Genomic DNA, 20,567 nt, shown 5'->3' with positions numbered 1-20,567 from the left:
GAGTAACGCTTTTCTTCATCCGAAACAGGTGTGTAACGTACCTTGTATTCTCAGGTGCGGCAAGTGCGCGCTTGTCGTCTGGCATATCTTCCCCACTTGTTGGTGTGGAGTTATGCCCGGAGGGCAAATAGAAATGATCACCATTGACCATAAAAAAATATTGGATCTGATGACCGATAGCATCACCATTCAGGATCTTGAATTCAATATTATTTATCAAAATCGTGGAATGCGGGAAGGCTTCGGCAGTCATCTTGGTGAAAAGTGTTATGCCGTCTATGAAAAACGGGACAAAATCTGTGAGGGCTGCGGCCTTCGAAAGGCCTTTGACACGGGCGAGGTCACGGTGGTTCTGCGGAATGCGGTTTCGGTCACTGGGCAACTGATCTCCTGGGAAAATGTTTGCATTCCCCTGTATGACGATGAGGGCAATATGGTTGCGGGGATGGAAATTTGCCGCGATGTGACCACCCGTGGGGCCTTGGAAGAAGAAGTTAGAGAACGTAATATCCAGCTTGGTCAACTCAACGATCAATTGGAGCGTAACAAGGTCGAATTACAGGAGGCTCTCAAGCAGCGTGAGGAACTGGCATTACACCTTGAGCTGGAGATGGAAGAACGCATCCAACAGAACAAGGAATTCATTAAAAGCAAGCTTGCCGAAGAAGCCCTCAAAGCCTCCGAAAAACGGTTGGCGGATATGGTCAACTTTATGCCGGATATCGTAGTGGCCATTGATCTGGAGGGGAAGATAATCATCTGGAACCGGGCCGCAGAGGAATTGAGCGGTCGCAAAGCCGAAGATATGCTGGGCAAAGGCAACTATGAGCATGCCATTCCCTTTTACGGTGAAAGGCGTCCGGTTTTGCTTGATCTCGTCATGATGCCCATTGAGGAAATCAAACGGTTTTATCCAAATGTGTCCATACGGGACGGCGTTATCAAAGGCGAAAGCACCACCAGAAGCGAAAAAGGTGATGTACATCTGCTGGGGACGGCAGCCCCACTCTACGACTCCGATGGGAATGTCATTGGTGCCATTGAATGCGTGAGTAATATCACCGAACGCAAGCAGGCCGAGGAAAGGATTTACCAATTGGCTGAGTATCAAAAAGCCATTCTCGATAATGCCGGCTACATCGTTATAGCCACAACCGAGGATGGTGAGATTACCACGTTTAATCCTCAAGCGGAACAGGCGTTGGGATACAGCGCCGAGGAATGCATTGGTAAACTGACCCCTATGATTATTCATGACGAGAAGGAGATCATTGAACGCGCTCACATTTTTTCGGAAGAACTGGGCACCTCTCTTGAGCCGGGAATTGAGGTGCTGGTCGCCAAGGCACGTCACAACCTACCCAACGTGCACGAGTGGACATATATCCGCAAAGACGGCTCACGCTTTCCAGTTATGCTGTCGGTGACCGCCCTGCGCAATCCCCAGGGGGAGATCCTCGGGTTTCTTGGAATGGGCAATGATATATCACGGAGTAAACAGGTGGAAAAAGATCTCCACCTGAGTGCAGCGCGTACCGATGCCTTGCTTAAGTTGAGTCAGATGAGCGGCTCTTCTTTTGATGAAATTACTGATTTTGCCTTGGAAAAAGGGGTCGCTCTTACCGAGAGCAAAATAGGCTATCTCGCCTTCATGAACGAAGATGAAACGATTCTGACCATGCATGCCTGGTCCAAGCAGGCTATGAAAGAGTGCGCCATGATCGACAAACCGATCGTGTATCCTGTGGAGGAGACAGGGCTCTGGGGAGAAGCTGTTCGCCAGCGTAGGCCAGTCATAACCAACGATTACCATGCCCCCAATCCCTTAAAAAAAGGTCATCCGACCGACCATGTGGAAATACATCGACATATGAACGTCCCCATCTTTTCCGCGGGACGCATTGTTGCGGTTGCGGGCGTTGCCAACAAACAAAATGAGTATAACGACGGTGATGTTGCTCAGTTGCAACTGCTCATAGGCGAGATGTGGAAACTGGTGGAAAAAAACCGGGCCGAAGAAGAGTTGCTCCTCAACGCCGAACGCATGGATGTCTTGCTCCAGTTGAATCAGATGGCTGAGGCAACAACCAAGGAGTTGACACGTTTTGCCTTTGACTCCGCCCTACGCCTAACCCGGAGCCCGTTGGGCTATCTGGCTCTTGTCTCAGAGGATGAAGCCATCATGGATTTCAAGCTTTGGTCCCATGAGGCAATGGAAGAGTGTAAAGTGGCAAAATTTTCACAAAAATTTCAGGTGGCACACCTTGGTTTACTGGGCGAATCCATCCGCAAACGCCGCCCGATTATTACCAACGATTATGAAGCTGCTCAAGCGAAGATAAACGGCTTGCCCAAGGGCCATGTTCAACTGAAGCGACACATGAGTCTGCCGGTAATTGTTGATGGCAAGGTCGTGTTGGTGGTCGGAGTTGGCAATAAGGAGGAGGAATACAACGAGACCGATGCAGGCCAATTGGCTCTGGTCATGGAAGGCATGTGGCGGTTGGTCGAACGCAAGCGTGCCGAGGAAGAGCTGGCGGCAAATCTCTGGTTTTTTGAAAGCATGGACCGGATTAACCGAGTGATACAGGGGGTGGACACGCTGGAACAGGTGATGAGTGATGTCCTTGATGCCATGCTGTCTATTTTTACCTGCGACCGGGCGTATATGGCTACCCCCTGCGATCCGGAACAACCGGAATTCACCATTGCCATGGAGCGCACCAATCTGCTCTATCCTGGAGCGTTTTCCCGAGGGGAAACTGTGCCGATGTCTCCTGAGGTGAAAAAATTGTTCATTGCGCTTCTGAGTAACCCAGAGCCCACCGAGATGTATATTGGAAATGGTCTGGACCCGGAGGATGTGGTTTGGAAAACCTACGGCATCAAATCGCAGTTGGCAATAGCCATTCATCCCAAAGTCGGTACGGCCTGGTTATGTGGTCTGCACCGCTGCGCGGAAAACCAGGAGTGGAAACCACAGGAAAAGAAACTCTTTCTGGAGATCAGCAGACGTCTGGGAGATATGCTAACGAGTCTTCTCTCCTATCGTGATCTGAAGGAACTCAATGACCAGTTGGAAGTTCGGGTGGAGCAGCGAACCGCTGCCTTGACGCGAGCCAATGCACAGATGCGGCTTGAAATCGCCGAACGCGAAAAGGCCGAGGAAGATCGCGCCAAAGCGCAAACCGAACGCGACATCGTGGAAATACAACTCCGCCAAGCACAAAAGCTTGAGGCCGTCGGCCAACTGGCAGCCGGTATCGCCCATGAGATAAATACGCCCACGCAATATGTGGGCGACAATATTTTATTCTTGAAGGATTGCTTTGAGAGTATCGCTACCCTAAACCAAACCTGCAACGAGTTACTCTCCCGCGCCAAAGACGAAAGCTTAACCCCGGAGCTGGTTGCCCAGGTGGAGAATGAGCTTGCTGAGGCTGACCTTGATTATCTTTTCGAGCAAATTCCTTCGGCTATCCAGGACACCTTGGATGGTGTGGAGCGGGTGGGTAAGATCGTTCGCGCCATGAGAGAGTTCTCCCATCCTGGCGGAAAGGAAAAAGTTTTCGCAGATTTGAATAGTGCCATAGAGACCACGACGACGATAGCCCGCAATGAGTGGAAATACGTTGCGGAACTCGATCTGGACCTTGCCCCGGACCTGCCCCTTGTTCCCTGTTTTCTTGGCGAATTCAATCAATGCATTCTCAACCTCGTTGTGAACGCCGCGCACACGATACGGGAAGTGGTCGCGCAGCATCCCGGCGTAAAAGGCCGGATCACCATTAGTACCAGATGCCACGACGATACTGTGGAGGTGAAGGTCAGTGATACCGGTTCCGGTATTCCAGAATCGGCCCGGCCTCACATTTTTGAGCCGTTTTTTACGACCAAAGACGTGGGCAAAGGAACGGGCCAGGGGTTGAGCATTGTCTACAACACTATTGTCACACAACATGGCGGCACGGTCTCTTTCACCACGAAGACGGGCAAAGGCACTACTTTTACCCTCTGTCTGCCCGTGTCACCGCCGCAATAATCCGTAAAGCATAGCGGCTTTTGCGTCTTGTAAAGACACAAACGATTACCATGCATCCTTCGAGTGTATCCTCAATTTTGGAGGTTACTCCTCTGGTTTAAAATTTTCTTTTGTGATGAGCATTGGCGTGACCGGTTCTCCGAAGAAATCTATGGAAGGACCGGTCTGGATGCCTCCAAATTTTTTTATTATTCCGACTGTTATATCTCTTGCTTCGATAACGATATTGTCTGTTACATTTTCAAAAACAGCAGCAATTGACTCTCTGGCTAATTTTTTCCCCAAGCGTAAACCTCGAAAATTTTCATCGATGGCAAACCTCCCCCAGTGCCATTGCCCAGCATCTTGCCACGCAGCAGCCACACCTATTACCTCCTCACCGATTCTGATGATCCAAAATGAAGGCAAATAACCATCAGGGACAGGTACAAGATGCTCTGGGATATCTTGCTCTCGGGAAAAGATCTTTTTGAGCAAGAGCATGGTTTGCTCCATGTATTGCTCCCGAAGCGGTTCGACCTGGACTCGTTGCGGTATTGTTTTGATATTATTTCGAAGTGCAGCGATACGAAGTAACTTGAGAGCCTCGCTCACCTTGATCCATTGCTTTTCATCAAAGCCTTGTAAAACAGAATCCAAAGTTTCATGAGCGGAAGTTTCTGCTTCTCGAAGGGCAGTTAAACCTTGGGGAAGAATTGCTGCAGATCGAGACCTGCGATCAGAGGGGGGCTGGGCAACATTCAGATACCCCTTTTTACTCAGCGTTGTTATCGCCCTGCTGAGTGAGGCTTTATCCATGCCCAATTGTGTCTGCAATTCAAAAAAAGGCGTTACTCCATTCCTGTCTAAGTATGTAAGGATATGCGCCTGCCTGAGGGTCATTCCTGAATTCAGGCAATTCCTGTTCATAAGCCCCAACTCGCGGACTAAACACCTAAGCTCGGTTCGTATTCGCGCAACAACTGTCATTATGCCTCCTCATTCTTTCAAATTCAGAAAGAGGATATCTAAAATTGTTGATAGTATCAACTAAAATTTTATCTAGACAAAAAACGTGCATGCGTCATTCAGGATTAGGCCTATGATTTGCGTTTTTTGTTCTGAAATTGCCGCAGGAATCGAGCTTTATTTTGCTCTTTTTTAGATATGAATGAAATTGATGCGAAAAGTGACACCTCTTTTGGGACCACTTTTCAGTGTGTCCTTGGCGTCCTTTTCAATACCTCCTCCGCAGTGATCCCGGCGAATAACCTACTTCTCGTTGAAACATTTCTATGAAAGCGCTCAGGCTCTTGTATCCCAAGTCAAAGGCGACGTCTGTGACTGACTGGCTCATCTTGGCTGATTCTGGTGATTGCTTCCTGAAGAACAAGCCTGGTTCGCCACCCCCGAAAGGTTAAACCTGTTTCGGCAACGAAAAGTCGGGATAAAGTTCGATCACTCGCCCCGGCCAAGATTCCCCATTGCTTGAGGTCTCGCGCATCGCCAGGGTGTTGCAGAAGAGCCTCCATTACTCGTAAGAGACGTGGGTCGCGGCCCATGGGGAGATGTAATGGAGTCGCTTCCGCATGCTGCAGTTCGTCCAGGAGGACCAGCATCACACGCCAGCCAGAGCTGTCGATTTGATACCCCTCGCCAATCTCCACCGCTCTTCCTATTAATTCACGCAAAAATGAACTGACTTTGAAGATCGTGCATTGTTCCGGCAACGTACCGGTCCAAGAAGGGTCAACGAAGAGGTTCCTCAAAAGAACTTTCCCTGGAAAATAAACTTCATGCTTTTGTAGAGGGGGCACCCAGACCGCTTGCGACGGTGGCACAACCCAGATGTCATGATCGCAAATGACCCGCATGGTACCGTGACTGGCATAGATCAGCTGTCCACGTGGGTGCGCATGCCCCGTAGCGCAACCTGCTTGTTCAACCTCCATGGCTAATGGGATGACAGGCAAAGAGCTATCGAGGCGATACCCGATGGTTACAGGATCCAGCTTTGTCAGTTTCTCGGTATTCATTGTCACAGTTTAGAAAGTAGGACAAGGAAAAGCAAGGTATAGATGGAGCCATGAGATAAACAAGTCAATCGTAACGGAGGTTCCATCATGCACTCGCATCAACAAAAAATAATTGAACAATTTACCCAACAAGCTGTGCCGTTTACGCAGGTGGCCGGACATCACGACGCCATTGACCTGCTGGTTGATGTAACACATCCTGTGCCCGAAGATACGCTGTTGGATGTCGCCTGTGGGCCAGGGCTCGTTGCCTGTGCTTTTGCCAATTATTGTAGGCACGTTACCGGCCTGGATGTAACCCCGGCAATGATCGAACAAGCACAGAAAAAGCAAATTGATCAAGAGCTGACCAATGTTACCTGGAAGCTGGGCTCTTGCTTGCCCGTGCCTTTTGCGGATTCGAGTTTTTCTATGGTGATAACTCGATATAGTTTTCATCATTTTTTTAACCCCAGTGAAGTGCTGGCAGAGATGATGCGGGTCTGTCGACCTGGAGGCAAAGTTTTGGTTGCCGATGTTGCCATGTCTCCTGATAACGCAAAGGCTTTCGATCAAATGGAGCGCACTCGCGATCCCAGCCATGTTCACGCGTTGACAACGACGGAATTTGAGAGATTGATGCATCAATCAGGGCTGAAGGAATGTTCATTAACCAGATACAAGGTGGATATCGAACTTGAAGCACAGATTAAAGCGTCATTTCCATTGCCGGGAGATGCTGAGAAATTACGATCGATGATTACCGAGGACGTCGGAGTAAATCGCTTGGGCATTGCGCCAGAAAGGAAAAATGGCCAAATTTGGTATTCTATCCCAATAGCTGTCTACGTGGGCAGTAAGGCAAGTTGAGAAGCGTTCGCATCCATTGGAGAAGGTTCTCCCTGCTATAGGTGACGCTAGTTGAGGTGATCTCAAAAAATGGGGCTGTGGTGGAGACAGGGAGTTGCCCGGTCTGGTCCTCAGACGGGAATCCGAGGCGACATTGTTCCCTGCATTGCTGAATAATAGAGAAGCGAAAAGTGTTGCCTGTGAACATCGGCCGGGTAGGGGCAGAAAACAAAAAAGCCCAGGATTTCTCCTGGGCTTTTTCTATATCCAAAATTGTCCGAAGCCCGATTTCTCGTCAACTTCATAAACAATTGATTTCACTGGCTGGGGGACAGGGATTCGAACCCCGATAAGCGGAGTCAGAGTCCGCTGTCTTGCCATTAGACCATCCCCCAGCAGGCAATTTTGCTGCGCGGCAAAATAGCTGAAATGGTTGTGGTTGTCAAGATAAAATCTCGTCTTGATTTGCTCAAAAAAAGAGCAGTAGAACACGTAGCGTGTTGTTCACCACCAATTCAGAGAGTTAGCTTATGAATAACCCTGCATAGCCAACCACCTGGCTGGTGTCTCCACTGGCTTCACCGGAATCTGTATAGCGTACAAGCACGGCTTTGGTGGCTCCGAGTTCCTGGGCTGCCAGCAGGGCAATGGTGGTGGGAATAATCCCGCACATGGAGATTCGCTGGCCGACCACCGTGGAGTAGAGTCCTTGGGCGTCCATGGCCAGGATATGCTCAAGAGCCATCTGGTCCTTGTGGCTAGCCTCCTCTCGTGACTCGTAATGGCTCATATCCGTGGAGGCGAGCATGAGCACCGGTCTGCGCAGGCTGCCGATAGCCAGCGCCAGTTCACGGGCGAACTGTTGACAGGTAGCGAAGGGGAGTGCGGAGACCACTAGTGGCACGATCTTGAGTTCGGGTTGCATTGCCTGCAGAAAGGGTACCTGGACTTCAAGCGAATGCTCGTAGAGATGTGCCTCCTCATCAGCTTGAACAAGCGATGAGGCGTGAAGCAGGGCTTCGGCCAACTGCTGGTCGATGGGGACTCTTCCCATGGGCATTTGCCAATCTTCAGTGGCCAGGGCTAGAGCGGCACCGCGGCCGTGGTGGTTGGGCCCCATGATCAGCACCGTTTCCGGTACCTGAACACGGGCGATGGTTGCCCCGGCAGTGGAGCCGGAATACACATAACCCGCGTGAGGCATGACAACGGCCAATGCCCTTTGTTTCCTTGCAGCTTCAATATTGGGCGTTAGCTCGGCAATGGTTCGGCGTAAAACATTGGGCTCACCAGGATAAAACCGATCTGCAACGGCTGGCATTCTGGTCATTGTGCCCTCCTTTGAAGTGGGCTTGAGAGCGTTCTTTTTTTTAATAAACGCCTTTAAGTCGAGCAGTTGTCGCGGGCATGGCCCGCTCCTACAGCGCCACAGCATATGCGTATTTCGTAGGAGTGGGCCATGCCCGCGACAGGGGATACTGTTTTTATTTTTTCACTTCCCAGGTGGTCCCTTCCGGTCCATCCTTGAGCACAATCTTATGGGCCAGCAACTGGTCGCGCACCTCATCCGAGGTGGACCAGTCCTTATCTGCACGAGCCTGATTTCGTTTGGCGATGAGCGCGTTGATTTCCTCTTCGCCAATGGTCATTTCAGCTAGCACCTTGGCTTTGTTCTGGGAGACCACCTCCGCCGGATTATGCTGGGCCAGGCCCAGTACTTCGGCCAGCTCTCGGAAGGTCGCTGCTGTTTTCTTGAGCAGATCAACATCAGCTGCGGCCGGTTGTTCCGGGAGCACTCGCAACACCTTGTTCATCCCCTTGATAGCCTCGAAGAGATGCCCCAATGCCTGGGCGGTGTTGAAGTCGTTGTCCATTGCCTTATGAAAACGCTCGGGCAGCGATTCAAGACTTTTTGTATCCTTCGCACTTGCAACCGGCTCACCGTCTCCTGTCGTCGCAAGCTCATCAACCTTGGCCAAACATTCATAGATGCGGGCAAGGCCGGTTTCCGCATCCTGCAGGGCGGCTTCAGTGAAGTCGAGGGGGTTGCGGTACTGGGTCGAGAAAATGAACAGACGTAAAACCTCGGGCTCGTACTGCTTGAGTACGTCACGGATGGTGAGGAAGTTGCCCAGCGATTTGGACATCTTTTCATCCTTGATGGTTACAAAACCGTGGTGCATCCACATGTTGGCAAACTGTTTCCCCGAGGCGCCGCAGCTCTGCGCGATTTCGTTTTCATGGTGAGGGAAGACCAGGTCCTTGCCGCCGCCATGAATGTCAAAAGTATCACCCAGGTATTTCCGGCTCATGGCCGAACACTCGATGTGCCAGCCAGGACGGCCGTCGCCCCATGGGCTTGGCCATTTGGGCTCACCGGGTTTTGCCCCTTTCCAGAGGACAAAATCCATGGGATGCTCTTTTCGGTCATTCACTTCAACCCGGGCACCTGCTTGCATGTCATCCAGGCCGCGACCGGAAAGCTGCCCGTAGCCTTCGAATTTGTTGACGCGGAAGTAGACGTCGCCATCCACCGGGTAGGCCATGCCCTTGTCGACCAGCTCTTTTACCAGGTCGATCATTTCTTGAATATGTTCTGTGGCCTTGGGCTCGAGATCGGGGCGCAGGGTGCCCAACGCATCCATATCTGTATAAAATTCGTTGATGAACCTCAGCGCCAAGGCACTGCTCTCAATGCCCTGCTCGTTGGCCCGTTTGATGATCTTGTCATCAATATCAGTAAAGTTGCGCACAAAGGTCACTTTAAAGCCACGGTGGCGTAAGTAACGAACCACCATGTCAAAGACCAGTGCGGAACGGGCATGCCCTATATGACAGTAATCGTAGGAGGTGATTCCGCAGACATAGAGTTTAACATGGCCCTCTTCGATGGGGCGCAGCGGTTCCTTCTTACGGCTTAATGTATTGTAAATTTTTATCGACATCTGTTTTTCCAAATGGGTTGGTACAACCTGTTAGGCTTCTTACGTAAAAAGACAATGTACTACAAGTCGGGCAGAACTCAAACCTTATTGCGCATCTCTGTGGTACTGTCTGGAAACCATAGGGAGCAGCATGAGTCCTGGCAAGGCCGCCAGGGTGCAGCCAATAAAGAACAGGGGCCAGCCGGTGTGCTCGGCTATCCAACCAGCCGGTGCGGCAATGATAACCCGGGGAACCCCCATACAGCTTGAGAGCAGGGCATACTGGGTGGCGGTAAATCGTTTGTTGGTCAGAGAGGCCATGTAGGCCACATAGGCGCTGGTGCCCATTCCGCTGGTGAGTTGTTCCAGGATGATGGCCACAGCCAGAGCGGTGAGGGAGTTGCCGATCAGGGCCAGGCCGGTAAAGCTGAGAATGGCCATAGCCTGGAGGATGCCAAAGATCCAGAGGCTACGAATGATGCCTATGCGCAGTAAAAGAGTACCGCCGACCAGCCCGCCGACAATGGCCGACCAGAATCCAAAGAGTTTGGCCAGGGCACCTATTTCAGTCTTGCTGAAGCCCAGGTCCAGATAAAAGGGGGTGGTCAGGGTGGAGGCCATCTGGTCCCCCAGTTTGTAGAGCAGTATAAATAGAAGCAGCAGAAGGGCGCGGTCTCGATTGAAGTAATCGACAAAGGGTTCAACCACGGCCTCGGTAAAGGTTTTTGGTGTTCCCTGTGTGAGCTCTGGCTCGCGGCAGAGGAGGGTGGTGAACACCCCTATGAGAAGAATGCCGGCCATGAGCATGTAGACCTGGGAAAAGGACACCAGGTCGGCCAGGATAAGCCCGCCGCTTCCAGCCAGCAGCATGCCCACTCGGTAGCCATTGACATAAAAGGAACTTCCCAGGCCCAGTTGGTTGTCACGTAAGTCTTCGCGGCGATAGGCATCAACCACAATATCCTGAGAGGCTGAGAAAAAGGTGACGAAGAAGGCGGCAAGGGCCACCAGCCAGGGCGTTTGTGCAGGATCGGTCAGCCCTAAAGCAATAAGTGCGAGAATGAGGATCAGTTGCAGGGTAAGCATCCAGCCACGCCTGCGGCCAAACAGCGGGAGGGTGAATCGGTCAAAAATGGGCGCCCAGAGAAATTTCAGGGTATACGGAAGCCCCACCAGGGAATAGAGGCCAATCACGGAGAGGTCGACCTGGGCATCTGTCATCCAGGCCTGCAGGATTGTGGAAGTGAGCAGGAGCGGGACACCACATGAAAACCCCATCAAAAAGGAAACAAGCATACGGGGCGAGAAAAATTCACGCCAGAGAGTGGAGGTCATATTGTTGGAAATTGAGATAATTGTGTTGAGAGAATGAGCTGTAAAAAACTCTGCGATTGGTGTTGGTGTCAGGTGTACGTGTTAAAGAGGATTAAGCGGTTGAAACGGCTGGTAGAGCGGATCGCCTATCAACACCATCTGCCAGGAAAGAAAAGGCAGGGTGATGAGATAGGTTTCCCCCAGGCTAAGGTACCCCTCGGCCAGTTTGGAGAAAAAGAGTTCGGGCAGGGGGAAAGCCTGAACATAGGGCTCATATACAGGGCCTATGGTTGCGGTGATACCACGCTCCAGCATGCGTTTACACCAGACCTGTGAACCTTCCCGTTTGAGTGTGGCGCATTCGCCGCTTGCGATATGATAGCCAATGGCCCCGCGCACCCAGGTAAAGGCATCGATGTAATGGGACAGGCTGTACCAACCGCAGTAGAGTGCAGCCTTGGGGCAATTGCCCGGTTGAAACAACTCCGGCTTTTGATCAAGGGTAACCGTCATTCGGCCACTGGCGCTGATTTTTTTTGCGGCTTCATGGATTGAAGCGTCGTACAAAGCGTACCCCTCTAATTTTTTTTCCTGGGGCAGGGGCCAACGCGCATCAAAATAGGCTTTGCCCTTGAGCCCTTTTTTCTCCGTGGCTATGGCATCGTCAATGATGCGCCGTACTATCCTGGGATCCGGGCCATCCAGGCGGCTGACGATGAGTACCTCATCTCTTTTGAGCAGTGTCTTTTGCTGTTGAAAACCAAGGAAGTAGGGATTGGGCAGCCATCCATCCAATGGATATTTTTGGGTGAGCACGAGCGCAAGTTCCGAGTCCACCGAGGCCCTGCTGTCCATTTTTTTGGGGTGTTTTGCTTTGGGAGCATTATACGGCGGTAGCTGTGGTTTGATTGCCAGGGGGACCCCGTACATGCTGACCAGGCAGCGAATGCGATGCTGAGGATCGCGTCGAGCAAGTGCCTCATGCACTGGTTTGAGAATACTTTGGGTGAACTCCTGGCGAGAGCAATGTTCTTCCCAGGTCGCAGAGATTCTAATAAGATTCGCTTGCGGAATATCCCGTTTTTTCATGTAATAGCGCGCAAGGGCCAGGCTGTTGCTGGCGCGCACGTTGGCGATTACCATAACTTCTGTCGGTGCAAGGGCGAATGCGTTGGTTGTAAAACAGAGAGAACCAAAAAGAAGAAAAAGAAAGATTCTTAGAAATTGACTGGCAAGCTTGACCATAGCAGGGTACCTTGAAGGTTGAATTTGCTCCACAATTTGCAGCATAGAGGATACCCTTGGTGATTGACAAGAACAATGAGGCAGACATCACGGACTTTCGTCGTCGGCTGCTTGTCTGGTTTGAAGCGAACCAGCGCCCTTTGCCCTGGCGCGCAACCTACAATCCCTACCATGTCTGGATTTCAGAAATCATGGGGCAGCAGACCCAGATGGACAGGGTGGTCCAGTATTTTAATCGGTGGATTGAGCAGTTCCCCAATGTTGCCGCCGTTGCCCGCGCTTCAGAGCAGTCGATCCTTAAGGCCTGGGAAGGGTTGGGGTATTACAGCAGAGCGCGCAATATTCAGCGGGCCGCTCAGCAAATGCAGGAGCAGTACGGCGGGCACATTCCTTCAGACCATAAAGCGCTTTTGGAGCTTCCCGGTATCGGCCCCTACACGGCTGCTGCCATTCTTTCCATTGCCTTTAATTTACCCTTTCCGCTTAAGGATGCCAATGTGGAGCGGGTTTTTGCTCGCCTGGCTGATATTGATCGTCCTATTAAACAAAGTGCGATCCAAAAGCGAATTGGCGCCATGGCAGAGGCCTTGCTTGAGCCTGAGTTGCCGCGTTTCTATAACCAGGCGCTTATGGAGTTGGGCGCTCTTATCTGCACCCCCAAAAAGCCTGCCTGTGAACTCTGCCCGGTGCACATGCACTGCCAGGCCCTGAAGAAGGATACGGTGGAGTTTAGGCCTCTGCCCAATGATAAGCAAAAGAAAATTGAAATTATCATGGCCTGCACCATCCTTCATATTGATGGCCTCTTTTTTGTGCAGCAACGAATGGCAGATGATATTTGGGGCGGTTTGTGGGAGTTCCCCGGTGGCCGTCTTGAAGAAGGCGAGCAGCCCCTTGAGGCCGCCCGCCGTGAGTTGGCAGAGGAGACCGGCTATCAGGCAGGCGATCTTGAGTTTTTTAAGACTGTCGTGCATCACTACACCCGCTATCGGGTAACTCTGCACGGTTTTTTGGCAGCAATGAAGACAAAGCCGGAAAAGCCAATCCTCAGTGCCGCCCAGGATTATGCCTGGGTATCGCTCACAGGGTTGAGTGATTACCCCTATCCTGCGGGGCATCGAATGTTGGTGGCAGCCCTGCAAGAGACAGCTTTTCCGGAAATTAGGTAGAATTACCTAACTGAAAATGCATGAAACTATAAACTGTTGCGGTTTTTTTTTACATAGATTTACGTATTATCGGAAATTGATTTGTATTCTCTGGCTAAGAGTGGTACATATGTCAATTATTTATCGGGTTTTTCTATGCCATTAGGTCTTTGGGGCCTATAGAATCTTTTTTTGATGACAGATTTCAATTTTATATCTGAATCCGGGAGCATTCATCGGTGCGTCAGTTTCGTTGTTTACTGACCACCCGCCGTCACGGATTCAGGTTTTATTCAATCTCCCACAACCCTACAAAATATCTGTGTCAGATAACGTTCTCAACATAGCGAACATGCAAGAGGAGGTTGATCGCCTCACCACCAACTGGCGGACACTTCTCGATGCCATGCCGGAGATGGTGTTTCTTCTTCGTGACGATGGCGGTATTGAATACTTGAACCGCAGCGCCAGAGATTGCTTTGGCCACCCCTGTGGGAAAAAAGTCGCTGCCAGTCTGGCAGGAATAGGGCAATCCTGTCGCGATAAACTTGCCGCCAGCAAGACGCGGCAAAAAGATTCAAAAGTTGTCGAGACCATGGTGGACACCACCCCGGTGGAATACTCGTCGGTTCCCTTTGTGGGCTATACTGGCGAACAGCTTATTATGCTGGTGATGCGCGATATTACCGAGCGTAAAGATTTCGAGCAGGAGTTACTGCAGTTCAATACCAGTATTGAGACCATTCTCGAATCGAAAATAGACGAGTTGCAGGCTAGTGAAGAGATGCGTAACAAACTGATGCGTCAGGTCAACAGCCTGAAAAGTCAGCTTGGCCATCATCACCATGCCGATAAGATGGTTGGCCGCAGCCGTAAGATGCGAGAATTGCGCGAGATGATTCATCAGGTTTCAGGCTCTGACGCCACCATTCTCATCACCGGCGAATCAGGCACCGGTAAAGAGTTGGTTGCGAACTTGGTCAAAGCCACCAGTGGCCGTGAAGACAAGCCTTTTTTAAAAATCAACTGCAACGCCATTAACGACTCCCTGCTTGAGGCGGATTTGTTTGGCTACGAGAAAGGTGCTTTTACAGGTGCGACTGGCCGTAAGGTCGGGAAATTTGAGGTGGTGGATGGTGGGACCATCTTTCTCGACGAGATCGGTGATATAAGTCCCCGCATGCAGGTAGCCCTGCTGCGCGTGCTGCAAAATGGGGAAATTATTCGGGTGGGCGGTACCGAGCCGGTCAAGGTGGACGTGCGAGTTATCGCCGCGACCAATGTCGATCTGACCCAGGCGGTCAAGGAGAAAAAATTTCGATTGGATCTCTATTACCGGCTCAACATCATCAATATAGATATTCCTCCGCTTAGAGAACGCAAGGAAGATGTCGTCGGGTTGGTCTCCCACTTCGTCAACCATTACCGGGAAGCCTTTAAAAAAGAGATCGACTTTGTCCCTAAATCAATCATTAACCGGCTGCTCGAGCACGATTGGCCGGGGAATGTTCGTGAGCTGGAAAACCTGATTCAGCGTGCGGTGCTCATGGCCAAAGGGAAGATGATTACAGAGAGCGATCTGCTCTTTGATCAGGACCCGCGTATCGAGCAGCAGGGTGGTGAACTTGTCGAGATTGACGATAAACTTGGACTCGTTTCCCTTAAATCTATTCTGGGAGATTTTGAAGCCACCATCATTCGGCGTGCCCTCTCCAAATACAGCGGTAACGTGGCCACCACGGCCGGGCATCTCAGCATCGGAAAGACAGCCCTTTACGACAAAATGAAACAGCACGGTATTTCTGCCAAGAGCATTAAAAAGAAAAAAACACCGTAAGCTTACCTCCTCCCTGCAGGTCATCCCGAATGCCTGTGAGGGCTCTCAAACGAGCTGCTTTTTTTTACTGTTTCCCCCCACCGGGTTCTAATCAGCACACGATGTATCTTCAAAACAGTAAAAATTCTTTAAAGCTACCTCGCATGCAGTGATTCGATGCCATGGATGCTGAGTAGGCACCGGCATTGATGAGCGCTATATATTTCTGCTCATGCAGGTCCGGAAGTAGTGCATCCTCATACCAGACATCAAGTGCTTCATTTATATTGCCCACCAGAGTCTTGATTGTGCATGGCTCTTGGTTGTAATGAAGAGGCAGGGGCTGAAAGGGGAGGGTGTAATAGGCAGGCTCCGGAGCAATGTTGAACCCCGCGTCGACACCGACAAAGGTGGTCGCCTCTTTTTTTTTCTACAAAGGTTTTTTCCAAAAGAAGAAGCCCCGCATCCTTGACGATATAATCTCCCGGCTCAATCCTCAGGTGCAGGTCTGTTGCGCCAAATTGCCTTTGCAGGACCATTGTCCACCGCTCCAGATCAAGGGGCGCATCAGCAGGCAGGTGCGGTACCCCTAATCCCCCACCGATGTTCACATATTTGATTGTGCCCACTTTTTCGATAAAGCAGAAACAGTGCGCTATAATCCGTTCAAGCCGATGGAGTTGCTCTGTAAGATAACCACAGCCGGTATGAAAATGGATGGTGTCGACTTCCAGATTATACTGAGCTGCAACCGCAAGCGCCTCTGCAAACTGTTGCCAGTAGATGCCGAATTTGGTGGTTTGCGAACCCGCGTACTGCAGTTTGTCGTTGTCGACGCGGCCAATCCCCATACCTGGATTAACCCGCAGTCCAATTGTTGTGTGAGGTTTGCGTTGTCCCCATTGATGGATCGCATGGAGGGAGTCGCAATTCATGCAGAGACCGTCATAGCGGGTTATGACATCCAGGTCTCGAGTTGACAGACTCGAAGCGGTAAAAGATATCTCCGCAGGTGCGAAGCCACAGCTTACAGCCAACTCGATTTCAGCCGGGGAGCAGGCATCAATACCGCAGAGTCCGCTTTGCTTGAGCATGGCTAGCAAAGGGGCAAAGCGGTTTGCTTTCATTGCATAGTACAGTGAGAAACGTTTGGCAAAACCAGCCTGGTTCAGGCTGGTGCGAAGCCGAAGAAGGTTATCTTGTACACGGGGGGCTGAATAGATAAAAGCGGGAGTGCCGCATTGAGTTGCAAGCCCCTCTACAGCTTTCCCCGCAAAATAGAGGTGTCCCTGCTGGTAGCAGAGATCCTCTCTCTGCCACCAGCGATAATATTGCTGTTGGTTCATTGCAGGATAGTCCCACTTTGTTCAACAAGCTTTGGCTCCGCTAAGGCTGCAGGATGCAACTCCTTGCGGCCGGTGATCCACCCTCTGCAGTTCGCGGCCCCGCAGGAGCAGGGGAATTGCTTGAAGAGGACATCCTCTGTCTCTGCATAGTCCATGTACAGGTAACTGTTGGCAGCAATTTCCGCCAATGCAGTTACGGTCAGGTTGACCATATCAAGCGAGATGTTGGGTGCACAGGAATGCAGAAAATAACCGCTGAAGTAGGGATCGAAAAGATGAGTTTCAGGAGTGATTTGCAGGGTGTGCTGACGAATTTCAGGGACGATATGACCAGCCATACGTGCAATCACCTTTCCTTTTTTAAAAGAGCGATAGGTGATAACGCCTTGGCCGACAAGTTGATTGATAAAGACAACAGCGAAATCGGAATGTTTCGGAAACAGAGGATCTCTGCCGAATTGATCGGGATACAACATGGGAATACTCTCCATAGAGTCCTGTCAAGCCAGCGCTTGTGGAGACGGATGAGTGCCCCGTGAGATAAGAAGAAGACGGAAGCACAAGCATACACGCAGGTGTTGTGGCGCAGGCATGACAACATTCAAGAAACAAAACCTGTCAACCATTAAGCGGGGACAGGCAACAAAACCCAAAAAGAATGCGCCCGTGCATTGATGCAGGTGAGCAGACATTCAACAACGAAAAATAAGAACAACGCTCCAGTGAGCACTTACTTTGCAGCAAGATCCTAATCCCTTCGAGATTATGGTTGTTCATCGTTGACTCCGCAAGTAATCCGGTCATGGCAATTGCCCGGAGGCAATGACCCGCCTTAAGCTTTGTTTCTCGATGCACTTCCAATCTGTTCGGTTGTACCCTCCTTGCCACCAGCTGTCTGAGGCCTTGTTTGTAGTACGATTCTGAACCCGTGAGTATTCACGGCTCCGTCTCGAATTCAGGACGATTTTATATATCTTCTTTGGCCATTTGCAATCTCAAAAAGAAGGCGAATGTGAAAAAAATGCATAGTTACTCAAATTCCCAACTACTACGGATTCGGGCCATACTTTTGCCACCAGCTCAGCTGTTCACTTTGTACAGGCAAATTTTCTTTGACTCACACTCGAATCCGGATAGTATTCATTTAATTTAAAAATCCTTGTCCTATTAATTGGATATGCTGTTCAGTGACCACCCGCCGTCACGGATTCAGGTTAAAATTTTTTTAAATAGAGGTGTATTATGTCAAACTGGTTTGTTGCCATTAATGGCCAATCCCTTGGACCTTTTAGCCAGCAGCAGATACTTTCCGGTATCGCCAGCGGGCAATACAGCGAGTCGACCATGGTCTGGCGCGATGGCTTTGGCGACTGGATGTGCATTGGACAAGTTGCAGAATTGCAGGCAGGGCAGGGAGGGGCACCGGTACCGCCGCCCTTCTCTGGCCAGGAAGCCCACGAGATTGACTACACTATTTTCGGCAACGAGATGCAGTTTGTCGAAGTAGAGCTTGATCCTCAAGAGAGCGTAGTGTCCGAGGCTGGCGCCATGATGTACATGCACGATCAAATCGTTATGGAAACCGTGTTTGGTGATGGTTCAAGGAGTTCCAGCTCGGGCGGATTTCTCGATAAGATGTTGGGCGCAGGGAAGCGGTTGATCACTGGTGAGGGGTTGTTTATCACCATGTTTACCTACACCGGTCAGGATAAGGGGAAGGTTGCCTTTGCCGCGCCCTATCCAGGCAAGATTATTCCGCTTGATTTACCCACGTATGATAATCGGATTATCTGTCAGAAAGACGCCTTTCTCTGTGCTGCGAAAGGGGTTTCCATTGGTATTGCCTTTCAGAAAAAAATAGGGGCTGCTCTCTTTGGTGGGGAAGGATTCATTATGCAGCAGCTCGATGGCGATGGGCTGGTGTTCGTCCACGCCGGAGGCACCATTGTGGAAAAAGAGCTGGCTGCCGGTGAGACCATGCGGGTGGATACAGGCTGTTTGGTGGCCCTGACCTCATCTGTGAATTATGACATTGAATTTGTCGGGAATGTGAAATCAGCATTATTTGGTGGCGAGGGATTCTTCTTTGCCAACCTGCAGGGCCCTGGTCATGTCTGGCTGCAATCGCTACCATTCTCCCGTTTTGCTGGCCGCATCTGGGAAGCAGCTCCCCAAACCATGGGGGGGAGTCAGGGCGAGGGCTCGGTGCTGGGCGGGCTGGCCAATATGTTTGAGCGGTAAGCGAGAAAATTTTTGTATTTTGCCGCGGGCATGGTCCGACTCCTACAGGTCCAAAGTGACTACGCGAGTTGTAGGAGCGTGGCCATGCCCGCGACCCCAAATTAATTACAACCAGATGGCATCCCAAAAGGGATAATTATGCACATTATCGACCAGCCCAGCTCGTAGCGGATTGGCAACAATATACCGAGCGATTGCTCGTACATCCTCCTCCGCACGTAAGGCATGATCATGGAACGATTTCTGCCAGATGGAGCCCTTTTGCCCAAGGATTTTGTTCGCACGACGGCTGCTGGCTGATTTGAGCCGATTGACCACCGACGATAAATCGTCTTTAGCCCCAAGTTGAAGCAGCCAATGCACATGATCAGGCATCAATACCCAGGCGAGCATTTGTGCATCACCCAAAAGAAATTTGTTTTCACAGCAGCTCGCAACGGCAGTGGCTACGGAAAAATCACGAAAGAACTCTCGTCGATCAACGGTTGCCGTGGTGACATGATACATCTGGTGAGGCAGAGAAACCCGCCCTTTACGTAATGCCCGTTGTCCTGAGGATATCTTCTGCATATTTAATTTCTACATTTGTCGCGGGCATGGCCACGCTCCTACAACTCGTGCAATCACCTTGGACCTGTAGGAGTCGGGCCATGCCCGCGACCAAAACACCAGCTCGCTCAGTCCTTCCTCACACCCCCTGATCCTCAATAAACCCCTGCATCTCAGTACTGAGCCCCAGCCGTCCTGCAAGAGTATCTAACCAGGTGCGTTCTGCTTCGGTATCTATTTCTATAGCGGCCACAGCAAGCATGTACATGGTTTTGGCCACGGCCGGATCGTTAATCCCCTCGACCAGCTCATCAATTGTTTTGGGCTGGTGCAGTTCACCAAGCAAAAACATTTTTTCTTCCTGACTGAGTTCGGCCCCCCGCAATTTTTCCAGAACTGCACGTTCCTCATCTGCATCCATCTCGCCATCGGCGTGGGCCGCAGCTGCCATGACCTGAATCAACCGGGTGGCCAGGTCGCTTCCTGAGATCGATGTCGTTGCAGGTGTTAGCGGAGTTGCAGCCGCTGGTGGTGGAGCAGGTGTTCCCCCCGGAACAGGTGGAGGCGGTGTTGAAGCTGTCCCACTGCCCGGAGGTGGAGGCGGTGCCATGGTTCCACTACCACCTGGAGGCGGTGGAGGAGCCTGAGGCGATGTGCCACTGGCTGGCTGTTGCCCCTTTTGTTTGAGGATTTCATAGGCTCCGACGCCCAGGCCGACCATGGTCATCAAACCTGAACCCGCACCCAAGCCGCCGAGTCCGGATTTTTTATCTCCAGATCCCATGACCTCGCCCACAATCTTTCCTAATAATTTTTCTGCATCAAACATGATACCCTCATATAATGTGAAAAACGAAACGATACTGCGCTAGCTTCTCGATATTGCTTGTGTGTTCTTTGTTTGAGGTAAAATAAGACCGTAACTTTGAGTAGATTTGCTCTTGTCACGTTTTGTACAGCCATTCCCGGAGCCCCCACTCTAATGGCACAAGAAGCGGCTTTGTAGTGTGTAAATCGCCTCAAATTCATGACGGGCATGCGGCAACAGAAGCAATCGGATAATTTCAGGGATTATTGACGAAAAAGCGTATTTTTTAGG

At 50.9% G+C, this 20,567-nt stretch carries 17 protein-coding genes and 1 tRNA gene; 5 read left to right on the top strand and 13 right to left on the bottom strand.

Annotation, left to right across the window (positions count from 1 at the left end; genetic code table 11):
• Positions 1-112: 112 nt before the first annotated feature.
• The gene (locus JWJ90_RS15045; RefSeq protein WP_205228059.1) at positions 113-4,042 is read left to right on the top strand and encodes a GAF domain-containing protein; all 3,930 of its coding nucleotides are present in this window, start codon (positions 113-115) and stop codon (positions 4,040-4,042) included.
• An 84-nt stretch (positions 4,043-4,126) separates the two neighbouring features.
• Here the strand turns inward: JWJ90_RS15045 and JWJ90_RS15040 are convergent, their stop codons facing one another.
• The 3 genes from JWJ90_RS15040 to JWJ90_RS15030 form a co-directional block, all read right to left on the bottom strand.
• Positions 4,127-5,011, bottom strand: coding sequence for a GNAT family N-acetyltransferase (locus JWJ90_RS15040; protein ID WP_205228058.1), 885 nt, complete (start codon positions 5,009-5,011; stop codon positions 4,127-4,129).
• Between the two features lie 247 nt (positions 5,012-5,258).
• Entirely contained in the window at positions 5,259-5,378 is a 120-nt protein-coding gene (locus tag JWJ90_RS23965) for a helix-turn-helix domain-containing protein (RefSeq protein ID WP_205228057.1), read from the bottom strand.
• Positions 5,347-6,057: an AraC family transcriptional regulator gene (locus tag JWJ90_RS15030; RefSeq protein ID WP_205228056.1), complete on the bottom strand. Its 711-nt coding sequence runs from the start codon at positions 6,055-6,057 to the stop codon at positions 5,347-5,349. Before JWJ90_RS15030 ends, JWJ90_RS23965 begins: the two co-directional genes overlap by 32 nt.
• A gap of 87 nt (positions 6,058-6,144) precedes the next feature.
• On the opposite strand from JWJ90_RS15030, the gene JWJ90_RS15025 reads away from it, so the two are divergent.
• Positions 6,145-6,906, top strand: a complete 762-nt coding sequence (locus tag JWJ90_RS15025) for a class I SAM-dependent methyltransferase (protein ID WP_205228055.1) — start codon at positions 6,145-6,147, stop codon at positions 6,904-6,906.
• Between the two features lie 300 nt (positions 6,907-7,206).
• On the opposite strand, the gene JWJ90_RS15020 is transcribed toward JWJ90_RS15025, so the two are convergent.
• The 5 genes from JWJ90_RS15020 to JWJ90_RS15000 form a co-directional block, all read right to left on the bottom strand.
• Positions 7,207-7,280: transfer RNA gene (locus JWJ90_RS15020), tRNA-Gln, on the bottom strand.
• Positions 7,281-7,408: 128 nt separating this feature from the next.
• On the bottom strand, positions 7,409-8,215 hold the full coding sequence (amrB, locus tag JWJ90_RS15015) for an AmmeMemoRadiSam system protein B (RefSeq protein ID WP_205228054.1): 807 nt from the start codon (positions 8,213-8,215) through the stop codon (positions 7,409-7,411).
• 154 nt (positions 8,216-8,369) lie between these two features.
• Positions 8,370-9,830 carry a cysteine--tRNA ligase gene (gene cysS, locus JWJ90_RS15010; RefSeq protein WP_205228053.1) on the bottom strand — a complete coding sequence of 487 codons (1,461 nt, stop codon included), beginning with the start codon at positions 9,828-9,830 and terminating at the stop codon, positions 8,370-8,372.
• 84 nt (positions 9,831-9,914) lie between these two features.
• Positions 9,915-11,144, bottom strand: a complete 1,230-nt coding sequence (locus JWJ90_RS15005; protein ID WP_205228052.1) for an AmpG family muropeptide MFS transporter — start codon at positions 11,142-11,144, stop codon at positions 9,915-9,917.
• An 81-nt stretch (positions 11,145-11,225) separates the two neighbouring features.
• Complete coding sequence (locus JWJ90_RS15000) at positions 11,226-12,413, bottom strand: TIGR03790 family protein (protein WP_205228051.1); 1,188 nt, start codon at positions 12,411-12,413, stop codon at positions 11,226-11,228.
• A 14-nt stretch (positions 12,414-12,427) separates the two neighbouring features.
• Between JWJ90_RS15000 and mutY the strand changes: the two genes are divergently transcribed.
• Both mutY and JWJ90_RS14990 read left to right on the top strand, forming a co-directional pair.
• Complete coding sequence (gene mutY, locus JWJ90_RS23630) at positions 12,428-13,537, top strand: A/G-specific adenine glycosylase (protein ID WP_205228050.1); 1,110 nt, start codon at positions 12,428-12,430, stop codon at positions 13,535-13,537.
• Positions 13,538-13,868: 331 nt separating this feature from the next.
• Complete coding sequence (locus JWJ90_RS14990) at positions 13,869-15,353, top strand: sigma-54 interaction domain-containing protein (protein ID WP_205228049.1); 1,485 nt, start codon at positions 13,869-13,871, stop codon at positions 15,351-15,353.
• Positions 15,354-15,462: 109 nt separating this feature from the next.
• Here the strand turns inward: JWJ90_RS14990 and JWJ90_RS14985 are convergent, their stop codons facing one another.
• Genes JWJ90_RS14985 through JWJ90_RS14975 form a run of 3 tightly spaced genes read right to left on the bottom strand, consistent with a single transcriptional unit; the run spans position 15,463 to position 17,154 of the window.
• Positions 15,463-15,714, bottom strand: coding sequence for a type III PLP-dependent enzyme domain-containing protein (locus tag JWJ90_RS14985; protein WP_338032338.1), 252 nt, complete (start codon positions 15,712-15,714; stop codon positions 15,463-15,465).
• Entirely contained in the window at positions 15,611-16,678 is a 1,068-nt protein-coding gene (locus tag JWJ90_RS14980) for a type III PLP-dependent enzyme domain-containing protein (protein WP_205228047.1), read from the bottom strand. The genes JWJ90_RS14985 and JWJ90_RS14980 overlap by 104 nt, the downstream gene beginning before the upstream one ends.
• Entirely contained in the window at positions 16,675-17,154 is a 480-nt protein-coding gene (locus JWJ90_RS14975; protein ID WP_205228046.1) for an SET domain-containing protein, read from the bottom strand. The genes JWJ90_RS14980 and JWJ90_RS14975 overlap by 4 nt, the downstream gene beginning before the upstream one ends.
• Positions 17,155-17,920: 766 nt before the next feature.
• Between JWJ90_RS14975 and JWJ90_RS14970 the strand changes: the two genes are divergently transcribed.
• Positions 17,921-18,919: a TIGR00266 family protein gene (locus JWJ90_RS14970; protein ID WP_205228045.1), complete on the top strand. Its 999-nt coding sequence runs from the start codon at positions 17,921-17,923 to the stop codon at positions 18,917-18,919.
• Positions 18,920-19,024: 105 nt separating this feature from the next.
• Here JWJ90_RS14970 and JWJ90_RS14965 read toward each other — a convergent pair whose 3' ends face one another.
• Together JWJ90_RS14965 and JWJ90_RS14960 are read right to left on the bottom strand one after the other, a co-directional pair.
• Positions 19,025-19,489, bottom strand: coding sequence for an REP-associated tyrosine transposase (locus JWJ90_RS14965; RefSeq protein ID WP_205228044.1), 465 nt, complete (start codon positions 19,487-19,489; stop codon positions 19,025-19,027).
• A gap of 118 nt (positions 19,490-19,607) precedes the next feature.
• Positions 19,608-20,297 carry a DUF533 domain-containing protein gene (locus JWJ90_RS14960; protein ID WP_205228043.1) on the bottom strand — a complete coding sequence of 230 codons (690 nt, stop codon included), beginning with the start codon at positions 20,295-20,297 and terminating at the stop codon, positions 19,608-19,610.
• Positions 20,298-20,567 lie beyond the last annotated feature (270 nt).

Origin of the sequence: Desulfobulbus rhabdoformis (assembly GCF_016919065.1) — a bacterium.
In the GTDB taxonomy this organism is placed as follows: Bacteria; Desulfobacterota; Desulfobulbia; order Desulfobulbales; family Desulfobulbaceae; genus Desulfobulbus; species Desulfobulbus rhabdoformis.
This window is presented reverse-complemented; position numbering and strand designations above follow the sequence as displayed.

What these genes read in the sequence shown, in the direction of transcription:
- JWJ90_RS15045 (WP_205228059.1), top strand. Translation starts at nt 113, where the DNA reads ATGCCCGGAGGGCAAATAGAAATGATCACCATTGACCATAAAAAAATA.
- JWJ90_RS15040 (WP_205228058.1), bottom strand. Translation starts at nt 5,011, where the DNA reads ATGACAGTTGTTGCGCGAATACGAACCGAGCTTAGGTGTTTAGTCCGC.
- JWJ90_RS23965 (WP_205228057.1), bottom strand. Translation starts at nt 5,378, where the DNA reads ATGAGCCAGTCAGTCACAGACGTCGCCTTTGACTTGGGATACAAGAGC.
- JWJ90_RS15030 (WP_205228056.1), bottom strand. Translation starts at nt 6,057, where the DNA reads ATGAATACCGAGAAACTGACAAAGCTGGATCCTGTAACCATCGGGTAT.
- JWJ90_RS15025 (WP_205228055.1), top strand. Translation starts at nt 6,145, where the DNA reads ATGCACTCGCATCAACAAAAAATAATTGAACAATTTACCCAACAAGCT.
- amrB (WP_205228054.1), bottom strand. Translation starts at nt 8,215, where the DNA reads ATGACCAGAATGCCAGCCGTTGCAGATCGGTTTTATCCTGGTGAGCCC.
- cysS (WP_205228053.1), bottom strand. Translation starts at nt 9,830, where the DNA reads ATGTCGATAAAAATTTACAATACATTAAGCCGTAAGAAGGAACCGCTG.
- JWJ90_RS15005 (WP_205228052.1), bottom strand. Translation starts at nt 11,144, where the DNA reads ATGACCTCCACTCTCTGGCGTGAATTTTTCTCGCCCCGTATGCTTGTT.
- JWJ90_RS15000 (WP_205228051.1), bottom strand. Translation starts at nt 12,413, where the DNA reads ATGCTGCAAATTGTGGAGCAAATTCAACCTTCAAGGTACCCTGCTATG.
- JWJ90_RS14990 (WP_205228049.1), top strand. Translation starts at nt 13,869, where the DNA reads ATGCAAGAGGAGGTTGATCGCCTCACCACCAACTGGCGGACACTTCTC.
- JWJ90_RS14980 (WP_205228047.1), bottom strand. Translation starts at nt 16,678, where the DNA reads ATGAACCAACAGCAATATTATCGCTGGTGGCAGAGAGAGGATCTCTGC.
- JWJ90_RS14975 (WP_205228046.1), bottom strand. Translation starts at nt 17,154, where the DNA reads ATGTTGTATCCCGATCAATTCGGCAGAGATCCTCTGTTTCCGAAACAT.
- JWJ90_RS14970 (WP_205228045.1), top strand. Translation starts at nt 17,921, where the DNA reads ATGTCAAACTGGTTTGTTGCCATTAATGGCCAATCCCTTGGACCTTTT.
- JWJ90_RS14965 (WP_205228044.1), bottom strand. Translation starts at nt 19,489, where the DNA reads ATGCAGAAGATATCCTCAGGACAACGGGCATTACGTAAAGGGCGGGTT.
- JWJ90_RS14960 (WP_205228043.1), bottom strand. Translation starts at nt 20,297, where the DNA reads ATGTTTGATGCAGAAAAATTATTAGGAAAGATTGTGGGCGAGGTCATG.